Annotated in this window: 10 protein-coding genes; 5 read left to right on the forward strand and 5 right to left on the reverse strand. The window is 41.4% G+C overall.

From position 1 onward, the window contains the following. Together ACMUMK_RS03660 and ACMUMK_RS03665 are read right to left on the reverse strand one after the other, a co-directional pair. Positions 1-216, reverse strand: a complete 216-nt coding sequence (locus ACMUMK_RS03660) for a histidine kinase (protein WP_414699765.1) — start codon at positions 214-216, stop codon at positions 1-3. Between the two features lie 50 nt (positions 217-266). Beyond that, positions 267-1,595 (reverse strand): sigma-54-dependent transcriptional regulator, encoded by a 1,329-nt coding sequence (locus ACMUMK_RS03665; RefSeq protein WP_414699766.1) that lies wholly within the window; start codon positions 1,593-1,595, stop codon positions 267-269. Positions 1,596-2,498: 903 nt separating this feature from the next. On the opposite strand from ACMUMK_RS03665, the gene ACMUMK_RS03670 reads away from it, so the two are divergent. Both ACMUMK_RS03670 and mdoH read left to right on the forward strand, forming a co-directional pair. Next, entirely contained in the window at positions 2,499-4,061 is a 1,563-nt protein-coding gene (locus tag ACMUMK_RS03670; protein ID WP_414699767.1) for a glucan biosynthesis protein, read from the forward strand. Beyond that, positions 4,051-5,994 carry a glucans biosynthesis glucosyltransferase MdoH gene (mdoH, locus tag ACMUMK_RS03675; protein WP_414699768.1) on the forward strand — a complete coding sequence of 648 codons (1,944 nt, stop codon included), beginning with the start codon at positions 4,051-4,053 and terminating at the stop codon, positions 5,992-5,994. The genes ACMUMK_RS03670 and mdoH overlap by 11 nt, the downstream gene beginning before the upstream one ends. An 86-nt stretch (positions 5,995-6,080) precedes the next feature. On the opposite strand, the gene ACMUMK_RS03680 is transcribed toward mdoH, so the two are convergent. Genes ACMUMK_RS03680 through ACMUMK_RS03690 form a run of 3 tightly spaced genes read right to left on the reverse strand, consistent with a single transcriptional unit; the run spans position 6,081 to position 9,194 of the window. Continuing rightward, positions 6,081-6,221, reverse strand: coding sequence for a DUF2256 domain-containing protein (locus ACMUMK_RS03680; protein ID WP_414699769.1), 141 nt, complete (start codon positions 6,219-6,221; stop codon positions 6,081-6,083). Then, positions 6,208-7,746 (reverse strand): cryptochrome/photolyase family protein, encoded by a 1,539-nt coding sequence (locus ACMUMK_RS03685; RefSeq protein WP_414699770.1) that lies wholly within the window; start codon positions 7,744-7,746, stop codon positions 6,208-6,210. The genes ACMUMK_RS03680 and ACMUMK_RS03685 overlap by 14 nt, the downstream gene beginning before the upstream one ends. Positions 7,747-7,748: 2 nt before the next feature. After that, positions 7,749-9,194: a cryptochrome/photolyase family protein gene (locus ACMUMK_RS03690; protein ID WP_414700322.1), complete on the reverse strand. Its 1,446-nt coding sequence runs from the start codon at positions 9,192-9,194 to the stop codon at positions 7,749-7,751. A gap of 136 nt (positions 9,195-9,330) precedes the next feature. Here ACMUMK_RS03690 and ACMUMK_RS03695 point away from each other — a divergent pair, with 136 nt between their 5' ends. The 3 genes from ACMUMK_RS03695 (at position 9,331) to ovoA (ending at position 12,938) form a co-directional block, all read left to right on the forward strand. Continuing rightward, positions 9,331-9,600: a TIGR03643 family protein gene (locus tag ACMUMK_RS03695; RefSeq protein ID WP_414699771.1), complete on the forward strand. Its 270-nt coding sequence runs from the start codon at positions 9,331-9,333 to the stop codon at positions 9,598-9,600. 74 nt (positions 9,601-9,674) lie between these two features. After that, positions 9,675-10,772 carry a hypothetical protein gene (locus ACMUMK_RS03700; RefSeq protein ID WP_414699772.1) on the forward strand — a complete coding sequence of 366 codons (1,098 nt, stop codon included), beginning with the start codon at positions 9,675-9,677 and terminating at the stop codon, positions 10,770-10,772. Between the two features lie 51 nt (positions 10,773-10,823). Further along, positions 10,824-12,938 carry a 5-histidylcysteine sulfoxide synthase gene (gene ovoA, locus ACMUMK_RS03705; RefSeq protein ID WP_414699773.1) on the forward strand — a complete coding sequence of 705 codons (2,115 nt, stop codon included), beginning with the start codon at positions 10,824-10,826 and terminating at the stop codon, positions 12,936-12,938. The last annotated feature ends 9 nt before the right edge of the window (positions 12,939-12,947 follow it).

The raw sequence follows: 12,947 nt of genomic DNA on the forward strand, positions 1-12,947 counted from the left end.
TTACTTGTCACCATATTGCTGACTGATAGTCTGTAAAGTCTGGCTGCATTCTTGGCAAGCATTGATAATTTTGTCTAACGCTTGGAGTCCTTTCTCCATTGGCATGTCATTCTCAAGTACTAATTTGATCATTTCTGCATTCATTGAAATACGGTTTAACGGTGAACGAGCGTCATGTACCAATTTATTTAGTGTCACATCTTCTTCAAGAGACATTTATCTTCCTAATTATTTTATGTGCTTACGGTTGTATTTATAGTGTAGGGCTAGTCTTCAAAATCTCCGTAGGCATGCAAGCGGTTGTATAAGGTTTTGGTACTGATACCTAACATGTCGGCGGCGGCAGTTTTATTACCCTCTACTTGCTCTAAGGTGATACGGATCAGTTCTTTTTCTACATCTTCTATGGTCTGTCCTGCAGACACGCCTTTATCCTGCTTTTTGGCAAGAGAAAAAGGCGAATGAAAACTAGAGGGTAACTGAATCTCCTTGGTGCTAGGGTCGCTCATAATAAATGCTCTGTGTACCGCATGGCGTAACTCTCGGACATTGCCTGGCCAGTCAAAGTTAGTTAGCTTTTCAAGCTGTCCATTGTTCCATTCATATTCGCAACCATTCTCTAAATTCAGCTCTTCTAAAAATGCTTGGGCTAATAACGGAATATCTTCTTTACGGTCGCATAAAGCAGGAATGGCTATTGGGAATACTGCAAGTCTAAAGTAGATGTCTTCTCGCAATACGTTATCGTTAGCAATAGACTCCATAGAGCGGTTCGTCGCAGACACGACTCGACAGTTAACAGGTATTTCTTTAACACCGCCTACCCGAATTACTTTTTTGTTTTCTAGTACGCGAAGTAAGTTAGGCTGCATATCAATTGGCATTTCTGTTACTTCATCAAGAAACAAGGTGCCATTTTCGGCTCTCTCAAATACGCCATTTTTCTTAGCTACCGCACCAGTAAACGCCCCTTTTTCGTGACCAAATAATTCGCTGGCAATGAGTTCTTTAGATAAAGCGCCACAGTTGGTGGCAACCAATTCACCTTCTGCCTGACTCGCCTTGTGAATGGCGCTTGCTACAACTTCTTTACCTACTCCACTATCTCCCATCAACATGACATTTGCTGATGTTTGAGCCACGCGTTCAATCATCAAATAGAGTTCTTGCATAGCTGCAGATTCACCAATCAAACATCCAAAATGTCTTTTAATTTTAGAGTTTTTGGGGGATTTGGAGTGTTTAGGTTTACGAGAGAGGGCTTGCTCAATATCTTCACGCTGCAGGGGCTTAACTAAATAATCAACTTTTGGTCCACTGAACCCAGCTAGTATTCCTTTTACAGAAGGGTGTCCTGTTATAAAAGTAATGTGTGCCGCTGAATTACTTTTCTCAAGGCGATCGACTAAATGTAAACCACTACCATCTGGTAACATGAAATCTAACAAAATATGATCAAATGGTTGGCTATCCGTCCATTCACATGCTTCTTTTAAACTGCTGGCAATGGATACTTGATGCCCTAAAAATTCGATAATATTCGATGCAACTTCAGCAAACTCTAAGTCATCATCAACAAGCAATACGTTTAGCAATGTTTTGTCCTCTTACAGAGTAACCTCTGTCTAATGTGTATAGGTGATACAAGCTCTGTTCTTTAGCTATCAAACTAAAGGGCATTTTTAATTATTCAAAAAACTAGCATATTCATTTCTTTCTAGCTTGAGCTATATTCGCCTGTTTTTAGTTGTTTTTTGCATTGTGAAAATAATACACAATCTTTGTAAAACCTTCTCACTTAATAACATTCACAGCGCAGCATTATATAAAGTGAAGTGTTTATCTCAACTCTATGACTCAACTACTACCTCATATATTGAGGGGTAAATTTAAGTTTTAAAGCATTGTTTTATTCATTGTTACAGTGACGTTTATTAGATACAGACTGGCAATAAACGACAAAAATACGCCTATGCAACCAAGGCTTTATGACTTTGCTCGCTACTGATACTTCCTTATTCTATTGGAGCTAACTTGATAAATACGTTTGTTCTTTAAATATGGATCACTATTTTTCTTGGCTGAATGTTTTTAAGGGTTGGATTCAAGCCACTAGTGATGTAGCAATAACCATTCCGGACCTTATTTGGGCCATTGGAAGAGCCCAGCTCTTAGAGCTTGCAGCTAGTTTTAGGGGATTTGTTGGCTTTTAATTATCTTTATCTATGTCATTAAAAATGAGCCAAAAATAATAGCTAGCTGAACGAGCTCAGAGCTGTCTCTTTTTTAAGACATAATAAGGTGGCTGTTACTTTTCCATTTATAAAAAGGGAGGCTTTTTTGATATTTGCTTGATCCGCAAAACTACGACTTTAGTATTAAATGGGGTAGTATCAATTTAAATTTTAAATTTACGCTAAATTTAGTTAAAAGTGGCGTAATTAGTGCATTTGATTGGTTATTACATGCAGTTTACTTAAATATATAAGGAGAGTAGTTTGTCCCTAAAATACGTTTTTTTTGCGTCGGTATTAGTATTGGTAAGTTCAGGAAATGTGTCTGCGCAAAACATACAGCAGGATGAGTTACCAAGTGAAAGTAGTCCGTTACTTCGTAAACTGGTACTTCAGGCTAAAGCTGAAGCAGAGATAGATTTTGAGCCAGTTCCAGCAATTGAGAATGAAGCTTTAAATGGAATTGATTATCAGCAGTACAGAGCGATAAGGTTTGAGCCAAAAGAAAGTATTTGGCGCGGGGTTTATCCTTTTGAAGTACAGTTATTTCATTCAGGCTTTTTATATAAACATCCAGTCAATATTCACATGATTGATTATAAGAATCGTGTAACTGGGCTGCCATTTAATACTGATTATTTTCGCTATGATCCTCCAGCCGAGTTTTTAGCAGATGAAATTAACGAAGATGTGGGTTTTGCGGGCTTTAGAGTCCATTACCCATTAAATAGCGATAAATACAAAGACGAGCTAATCGCCTTTTTAGGTGCCACTTATTTTCGATTGATAGGCCAAAACCAAAAATATGGTTTATCAGCACGAGGCATCGCGATTGATACAGGCATGCCAGAAGGTGAAGAGTTTCCTTATTTTACTGACTTTTGGTTAATAGAGCCTGCCAGTGGTGAAAGGTTAAGTGTGTACGCCAAGATGGACAGTCCATCTATGACGGGTATCTATAAATTTAAAATAGGTGCAGAAACCACAGGTGACGCAACAACTGATGTAAAAGCTTGGTTATTTGCCAGAGAAGACATAGACAAGGTTGGTTTAGCGCCATTCACAAGTATGTTTTTGTACGGCGAAAACTCAATGTCTAAGCCTGACGATTACCGCCCTGAAGTCCACGATAGTGACGGAATGATGTTAGTTACCGCCAATAATGAGCGTCTTTGGAGACCATTAGATAACCCAAACCGTTTACGTATTACTTCTTTGGGAGATAAAGCTCCTAAAGGGTTTGGATTATTGCAGCGGGATATCCAATACGAACATTATGTTGATAGTGAAGCTCATTATCATCAACGCCCTGGCTTTTGGGTTAGACCTTATAAAGGATTTAATCAAGGCCGCTTAGAGTTGGTAGAAATCCCCACTAATTCTGAAACCCATGACAATATCGTGGCCTATTGGGTGAATGACAAACCAGTGAAGCAGGGTGACAGTATCCATGTGCATTATGAGTTAAGCACTGTCAGTGGCGATGCTTACGCTTACGATAAATCAAAAGTAATACGTACCTTGCAAGGCTCGGATAGATTACCCGGCGAAGAAGTCGATGAAGACAACTTAACCCGTCGCTTCATCGTTGATTTTACCGCGCCTGAAGGTGTAAAGCTAAACCCAGAAGACTTAGCCGCAGATATTTCAGCAACTAACGGAAATATTAGCCAAATCAGAGTATTTAAAACTAATTTCGACCACGAAATTAGAGCTACTTTTTTGTTTACTCCTAAGGATCAAAGGAGTGTTAATGATATGCGACTTTTAATTACCCACAAGGGAAAACCTATCAGTGAGGTATGGACTTATGTTTATGAAAGATAATTTTACATTAAGGGTACGTGCCCGAAAAACCCGCTTGTTCATTATGGCATTGCTAGTTTTGCCTACAGCTTATTGGGCCATGTCACAGGTTTATATTATTTTCCAGCCTAATGAGTTTAGACCGTTAGAGTGGGTTCAACTTGGTTTAACCTCAGTGTTATTTTTGTGGTTAACCATGGCATTTTGGACATCAATCATAGGTTTCTTGCTTAAGTTGTTTAAGCGAGACCCATTAACATTTCAAGCCGAACAACATGCTCCCGTCAGCGCAGAGCCTCTAAACAAGCGCCATGCCATAGTTATGCCCGTATACAATGAAGAAACCCAGCGGATTATGGCTGGTTTTGAGGCCACAGTGCTGACTATGCTGCCAACCCATAGTTCTGAACAATTTGACTTTTATATGTTGAGCGATACCCAAGATCAAACCTTGCTGTCTGCTGAACTTAGATCATGGGAGAGCTTATTAAAGCGCCTACCAAAAGAAGCTGCTAAGCGATGCTTTTATCGCAACCGTAAAAAAAATGTAGGTCGTAAGGTAGGAAACATCAAAGACTTTTGCCAGCGCTGGGGGCATCAGTATGAAAGCATGATAGTGCTGGATGCAGATAGCATTATGACAGGTGAAAAAATGCTTGAGCTAGCTCAGCGTATGGAAGCCAACCCCACTACAGGCTTGATTCAAACCATTCCGATGCCAGCGAGGCAAAGTACTTTCTTTGGGCGTTTCGTGCAATTTGCAGCGCAAGTTTATAGCCCAATGTTGGCAACTGGACTGTCTTTTTGGCAGGGTGATTGTGCCAATTATTGGGGGCACAACGCTGTTATTCGCGTCAAAGCATTTATTGATACTTGTGGCCTGCCTGCGCTAAAAGGTAAACAACCTTTTGGTGGAGAAATTTTAAGTCATGACTTTGTTGAAGCAGCGTTATTGCGTAGGGCAGGGTGGCAAGTCTTCTTGTTAACAGACTCTGCGGGTAGTTACGAAGAAGTTCCAAGCAATATCATAGATTACGCCACCCGAGATAGACGTTGGGTACAAGGTAATATGCAGCATTTAGGTATTGTTACCAGTAAAGGGTTACACCTAGCAAACAGAATGCACTTTACCTTTGGAGCATTTGCTTATGCCAGTTCTATTCTGCTGCTGTTGTCTTTATTGGCTGGTACCACAGATGCATTAATTCAAGCCTTTACCACGCCAGTTTATTTCACTAGCACCTACCAGCTATTCCCCACTTGGTTGATCACTAAAAAGAATGTGATGATCACCACACTTTGGGTCACCATAGCCTTACTATTTTTACCCAAAGTTTTGGGTATTGTGATCACTCTTCTACAAAGACGTAAAGAGTTTGGTGGGGGTATCAACTTTTTGAAAAGCGCAGTAGTCGAGTTTTTCTTTGCAGTACTGTTAGCCCCAGTAATGATGATGTTCCATAGTTATTTTGTGCTTAATGTTTTAGCGGGTAAGAGTGTTAAATGGGAAGCCCAGGTTAGGGAAGGTCGAATGCTTCCTTGGTCACAGGCTTTCCGCTTTAGTTATCTACTGACTACCATTGGATTAATTTGGGGAGGTGTCACTGCTTATTATACCCCGACTTTATTCTTGTGGTTGTTGCCGGTATTTTCTGGCTTAGTGTTAGCAGCGCCTATAATCAGGTTATCAAGTAGCGTTAAGTTTGGTCTGTGGTGTAAACGTAAAGGGATATTCTTATTAGATACAGAATGTCAGCCAAACAGTGCTATCCGTAATGTTAATCGCAGTATGAAAAACTTGCAGATGGAACGTAAGCTTGCTGTTGTCCCTAGTTTACCTGACGAAGCTTGGGTAGATATGCCGCTGCAGCCTTTGGCTCGAGGGATTTATCCCCCAAAGTCAAGTAATGAAGTGCCAAGCACAGTGTTGCCGGTATCTTCAAAGCTCGGATAGAAAAGTTCATCTCACCATTAAAAAGCCCAGTCTAGACAACTAGACTGGGCTTTTTATTAAAGGACTAAGTGTTCTAAGACGGCTTCTTACCTTGTACTTCTTTTATTCGACGCACAGCGCTTAGAACAATACTTAACTTGCTGCCAATCCCGTTGCCATTTTTTACGCCAAGTGAAGGGCCGCTCACACACTACACAAATTTTAGTGGGCAGTTCAGACTTCTTCATTGCTCTCTAGTGCTTTAAAAAATATCTGACTATCTCGGCTAATGGCTAAGCGCTTTTCATCTGTCATTTTGTTTAAGGTGCGGTAAGGCATGCCTAACCTGGGGTTACTGCCAAGTTTTTCTTTGTTGCGCTCTAGGAAATCCCAATATAAATAGTTAAAAGGGCAAGCTTGGGCGCCCAGTTTTTCTTTTACATTGTAGTGGCAGTGTTGACAGTAGTTAGACATTTTATTGATGTAACTACCGCTTGCTGCATAGGGTTTACTGGCCAGTAATCCACCGTCAGCGAATAAAATCATGCCAGTGACATTTGGCATTTCAACCCACTCGTAGGCATCGGCATAGACAATTAAATACCATTCATTGACCTCATCAGGGTGAAGGCCTGCCAGCAAAGCAAAATTACCTAATACCATTAATCTTTGGATATGGTGGGCGTAGGCATTATCAGAGGTTTCAGTGATGCACTGAGATAAGCAGTTCATTCTGGTGTTTGCATCCCAAAAAAAGCTGGGCAAAGGACGCTTGGCGTTTAAAAAGTTCTCATTCTGATAGCCGGGCATTTTGAACCAGTACAAGCCGCGTACGTATTCACGCCATCCTAGTACTTGGCGAATAAAGCCTTCTACTGCGTTTAACGGAGCATGACCATGACGATAAGCGTTCTCTGCTTGTTCGATAACTTCTTTGGGAGTGAGTAACCCAGAGTTTAGGTAAAAACTAATATGTGAGTGGTACATCCATGGTTCGCCTTGCACCATGGCATCTTGGTAGTCTCCAAAGTTTTCTAAACGTTTTGCTATAAACACGCTTAGCACTTGTAGTGCCTGCTCTCGGGTAACTGCAAATTGAAATGGCTCAAGACTTCCAAAATGATCACTAAACTCTTGGTGAACCAGCGAGATAACTTCTTGGGTAATGTCATCGGGTTCAAAGGTAGTGGGTGGTGGTGGGTGCATACCTTTGGGTAGGGCTTTGCGGTTGGCACTATCAAAGTTCCACTTATTGCCAACGGGCTTGTCGCCATCCATTAGGCAATACCAGGCCTTGCGCATTTCTCGATAGAAAAACTCCATGCGCAGTTGCTTGCGTCCTTTTGCCCAGTTTGCAAATTCCTCAAGGCTAGCTAAAAAGCGAGTGTCTTCTTGAATACTTACTTCTATACCTAACTTATCTTGCCAGCTTTGCATATCAGCTAGTACTCGATACTCACCAGGATGAGTGAGTATGACTTTGTCAATAGTCTGTTGTTTGCAGATAAGCGCTACCTCTGCATACAAGCTACCTTGATTATCTTGGTCGTTATATTTTCTGTAGAAAACATTGTGTCCGAGGGCTTTTAGCTCTTCTGAAAAATGCCGCATGGCAGAGAATAAAAATGCTATTTTCTTTTTGTGATGTTTAACATAGCTGGTTTCTGTTTTGACTTCAGCCATCAAAATTATGTCTTGGGTTTTGTCACAATCTTGCAAGCTTGCCAGTGAATGGCTTAGCTGATCACCAAGAATTAATCGTAAGCAGGCCATGCTTAAGACGCTTCCTGCTCAGCAAGATGTTTGGCATCTGCTAGTGCATCTAATGCTCTTTGTCTTGTGGCTTTTAAATCAACCAAAGGACGGGGATAGTTTTCACCAAATGTGATCCCTGCATAATCTAAAATGTTCTGTGGAGCATCCCATGGATTATGAATGTACTTGTCGGGTAGTTTACTGAGTTCTGGGCAAAAACGTTTAACGTAATCCCCTTGAGAATCAAATTTTTGACCCTGTGTCACTGGGTTAAATATTCTAAAATAGGGCGCTGCATCTGCGCCTGTGCCAGCCACCCATTGCCAACTTGCACTATTGGCTGCAAGGTCTGCGTCTAGTAAACAATCCCAAAACCAGCGCTCGCCTTCACGCCAATGAATTAGCAAATTTTTAACTAAGAATGAGGCAACTATCATACGTACTCTGTTGTGCATGGTGCCGGTTTGCCATAGTTCTCGCATACCTGCATCAACAATAGGGATACCTGTTTGCCCGCGCTGCCAAGCTTGCAAAGAATCGTTATCGGTGCGCCACGGAAAATGCTCAAACTTAGGGCTAAAGTTTTGCTCAGGAATATGAGGAAAGTGATACAACAAATAGTATGAAAATTCCCGCCAACCAAGTTCACTTAAGTAGCAATCTAACCCCGAGTTATCTATGTTGCCATCTAAGGCGTGGATCCCAGCGTACCAAATTTGATTCGGGGATATTTCACCAAAATGTAAGTGAGGAGAGAGCTTAGATGTAGCACCTAGCCCAGGAAAATCCCGCTTTTCTTTATACTGTTTTGCGCCAGCGGGCAAAAATTCACTTAAACCTTTGGCAGCGCCTTCTTCCCCGGGTGTCCATGTTGTCGCCATTGTGTCGTACCAGTTAATACTTGGCATGAGTGCTAAAGAATCTATGCCTTTATCAAGGTCAGCTTTAAATTCGATGCTAAGGTTTTCAGGCTTTGCTATTGGCATGCGAGGAGCGGTTTTTGTAAGGCAGCCTTTGCGGTAGTAAGGCGTAAATACTTTGTATGGTGTCTCGTCTTTTTTGAGTACTTCCCAAGGCTCCCAAAGCAAGTGGCTGTTAAAGCTCTTAACTTTAACTCCCATGTCCGTTAGTTGCTGTTTAATTTGGCTATCACGCTTGATTTGCCACGGTTCGTAACAGCGATTCCACACCACTTGTTTGATATCAAGTTCATTAATTATATTAAGCAATATTTTGGTGGCATCGCCCTTTTGAATATGCAGCTTGTCATCAAGGGAGGCATTTAAGGATTGCAAAGATTGGTGTAACCACCACTGGCTGGCACCACCAATTTGGGCGTGCTCGGGGCAGTTGTCATCGAGTACATATATAGGCAGAACAGACCCTTGCTCAGCGGCGAAATGTAAAGCTGGGTTGTCCTTCAATCGTAAGTCTTGCCTAAACCAAACTAAAGTTGTTGCGTTGATGAGAAGATTCCTTTTTAAATTCTTCGAGCGTCATTAGAGTGTTTTTACGTTTTTTAGTGCTTTTAAGATCAAAGTCAGCCATTAATTTTTTGTGGTTTAGTGAACCAGAACATTCATCTAGGCGTAAGGGTGAATTATGAAATTTGATAATAAAAATAAATTTAGCCAAGAAGAGGTTTCCCGCATCATAGAAATGGCGTGGGAAGACAGAACACCTTTTGAGGCAATCGAGCATCTGTACGGACTCACACCCAACCAACTCGTGAGTATGATGCGTAGCGAGCTTAAGTCAGGCTCGTTTAAGGTTTGGCGCAAGCGAATGGCAGGACGAACCACCAAGCATCTTGGCTTACGACCAGAAGGAATTTTACGTGGATATTGTAAAACTCAGTACAAACATAGGTGATATTGGTTGCCTGTAGATTTTAGCTTTGTACACTTGACCGTGACAATTTAAAACTGAGTAAATCATCTTACATTATGTTGCTTCAACAGATTATTAAACATTTGCTAGATAACTTAGCGCTACAAGGGTTTAACCCAGTGGTGCATTTTGAGTTGGAGGGTGTGTTTGAGTTACCGCCGTGGCAAAAGCAACTTGATTACCAAGGCATTAACAACAAGCTTAAACAACTTGATATTGATGGTGAGCTTAAAACTGAGTATTGGAAAAACCAATGGGAGTATGTCTCTCTTTTTAACGGGCAATCGCCATTAAAAGAGGCGCAGAATCTAGACAAAGCTATGCAGTTGCTACCACAAATTATGCGGCAACACGGCGCAGAAAACGTGCTGATGCAACCTGTTGCTTGGGGGGCAGACAAGGGCCGTTACCTTAGTGGATCTGGCGCAATATTTTCATTAGACACGCGGTCTGTGCACATACCCAATGCGATTCAACTAAATGTCAGTGTTGAGAATCACAAAGGCGAAAACTTATTTGCACAGCAGGGATTAGGAGAGTGGGTTCAGTACCATTTGCTGAGTAACAGTTACCACAATTGCATTTTGTTTTTACCCGAAGAAGACGCCTTTAAACGCTTAGCACTAAGAAATGATTATGGGTTAGATGCAGAGTTGAGTTCACCTGTGATTTTATCTGGTGGACATCAAGGCAGCATTGCATTGTACAAAGAAAAAGGTAAACACAATCAGGCAATGGGCCAAGAGCCGCTATTTTTTGCAGCTGATAACTCAGTGTTGTCTTACACAATAGATTGGCAAAAAACGGCCCGTGTTGAACACAGAATTGGTGCCACAAGTAAAGATTACAATCCGTATTTAAATGTGATTTTTGCGTTATTGAATGTACTTGAAGGCATAAATAGTTGGAAAACCGGTAGAGCAGCGCCTAGTTTTTCAGATAAGACCTTACCAAGGTCTTTATATGATACAGGTTCTGAAGACGACGGTAGACTTGGCGCCTTGTCTTTGTTTAAAAATGATGACTGGCTGATGAGTAAGGTTGACCTGTATTGTCAAAATATGTTTTACGCTGATGTCGCAAACTTAAGTAAAAAGATTAGAGATATGGTGTTAAAACCATATGAAGGAGCAACGATTGCTCTGGGTTCATAAAAATTTAACCGGCTATATTTAGGCTGGTATTAAAAAATTAGGAACAGTATTTTGTTAAAACAAAAAGTCATTGCCCTTGATAAGCCCCCTTTACTAACTGGTGATTCTGTTGACGGGAAAAGGGCTGAAATTAGAACTTACTTTGAGCAAACTTGGGATTTATACGAGTCTTTGTTTTCATTGATTAATCAAGACGAAGCCTTCTACCTGCGGCCCGAGCCATTGCGTCATCCTCTTATTTTTTATTATGGCCACACAGCGGTGTTTTACATTAACAAATTGCTATTAGGCCAGTTTATTCAAAGTCGTGTAGATCAAAAAATTGAGTCTGTATGCGCGGTGGGTGTTGACGAAATGTCTTGGGATGACTTGTCTCCCGGTAATTATGAGTGGCCTAGTGTTGATGCTGTATCTCAATACCGTGACCTTGTTAAAAAGCGGGTGTTAGATTTAATTGATTCCATGGACTTGTCGTTACCTATTCAGCAAGACTCATTAGCTTGGGTGCTACTAATGGGGTGTGAGCACGAGCGTATTCATATCGAAACATCCTCCGTGATTATTCGTATGCTTGATTTACGTTACCTTACGCCTTCAAACCTTTGGAAGGCGTGTGCTGAAAGTGGCAAAGCGCCTAACAACAGCTTGATTGATGTAGGCGCTACAGACATTGTGCTAGGTAAACCGGACACAAATGTAACCTACGGTTGGGACAATGAGTATGGCCAGCATCCAGTTAGCGTGAAGGATTTTGCCGCGTCTGAGTACTTGGTATCTAACCAAGAGTTCATGGAGTTTGTGGATGCTGGTGGTTATCAAAATCCACAATTTTGGACCGAAGAGGGCCAAAGTTGGTTAGCATTCACTAAAGCTACAATGCCCAGATTTTGGGATGTAAAAGATGGCAGCTATTGGCAACGTAATTTAACAGAAGCCATTCCATTGCCACTTGATTGGCCAGTAGAGGTGAACTACCTTGAAGCAAAAGCTTTTTGTAATTGGAAAGATAGCCTAAGTGATGATTTTGTGCGCTTACCCACAGAAGGTGAATGGCAAGTACTTAGGGATCAACTTGATACTGACTTACCCTATTGGAGCAAAGCGCCGGGTAACGTAAATTTAGAACATTATGCTTCTTCGTGCCCAGTGGATACCTTCAAACAAACAGATTTTTACGATGTTATTGGTAACGTATGGCAGTGGACAGAAAGCCCAATCGATGGTTACGAAGGCTTTAAGGTTCACCCTTTGTATGATGACTTTTCAACCCCTACCTTTGATGGGCAACATAATTTAATTAAAGGAGGGAGCTGGATTTCTACTGGAAACGAAGCGACTCGTGATTCACGCTATGCGTTTCGCCGTCATTTTTATCAACATGCTGGGTTTCGTTATGTGGCAAGCTCTAGTAAAGATGTCCCCGTTACACCTGTGACTAAATGTGAGATGCAAACAGAGATAAGCCGCTTATTACATCATCACTTTAAGGCCACTAGTGTAAATACCACAAGCGATATTCATCAGCTTTTGAGTCTTGTTAAAGGTTATATAAAAGCCGATAGCAAGGTATTAGATTTAGGCTGCGGTGCAGGGCGTTTATCATTCGAACTGGCAAAAATAGCAGGGCAGGTTGATGGTATCGATTTTACCGCTAGGCATATTCAGCATTGCTTAGATTTAAAAGAACAAGGGCAGGTACGTTATGCCATGCCTACTCAAGGTGATATTTTTGATTTTCATGAGGTTACCCTCGCTGATCTAGGTTTTCAGCAAGCTCCTGAAAACTTGAACTTTGCCCAAGGTGACGGCCATAACCTTAAGCCGCAATTTTGTGATTATGATGTGCTCGTTTGCCATCGTGTCATTGAATACAGTTATCATCCAGAAGTGTTACTAGCGCAATTGTGCCAAAGGGTTAAACCCGGTGGCATTATGGTGATAGGCAGCAGTTACGGTTGGAATGAAGATATAACCGATAAACACCGTTGGATAGGCGGTGTTAAACGTAACGGTGAAAACCTAAGCAGTGAAGCACACTTAACGGAGTTGATGGAAGGTGAGTTTGAGTTGTTGCAGCAGGCTGATATTGTTAGCCAGTTTGAATTAGACAATCGCACTAGCCAAACCGCTAACAACCATATTACTATTTGGCGTAAGAAAATCTAACTCCTTAGG

Origin of the sequence: Paraglaciecola sp. 2405UD69-4 (genome assembly GCF_047525415.1) — a bacterium.
GTDB lineage: Bacteria > Pseudomonadota > Gammaproteobacteria > Enterobacterales > Alteromonadaceae > Paraglaciecola.

Bases quoted from the DNA above. Each gene is read 5' to 3' on its own strand.
- ACMUMK_RS03660 (WP_414699765.1), bottom strand. From the start codon at position 216: ATGTCTCTTGAAGAAGATGTGACACTAAATAAATTGGTACATGACGCT.
- ACMUMK_RS03685 (WP_414699770.1), bottom strand. From the start codon at position 7,746: ATGGCCTGCTTACGATTAATTCTTGGTGATCAGCTAAGCCATTCACTG.
- ACMUMK_RS03700 (WP_414699772.1), top strand. From the start codon at position 9,675: ATGTTGCTTCAACAGATTATTAAACATTTGCTAGATAACTTAGCGCTA.
- mdoH (WP_414699768.1), top strand. From the start codon at position 4,051: ATGAAAGATAATTTTACATTAAGGGTACGTGCCCGAAAAACCCGCTTG.
- ACMUMK_RS03695 (WP_414699771.1), top strand. From the start codon at position 9,331: ATGAAATTTGATAATAAAAATAAATTTAGCCAAGAAGAGGTTTCCCGC.
- ACMUMK_RS03680 (WP_414699769.1), bottom strand. From the start codon at position 6,221: ATGAAGAAGTCTGAACTGCCCACTAAAATTTGTGTAGTGTGTGAGCGG.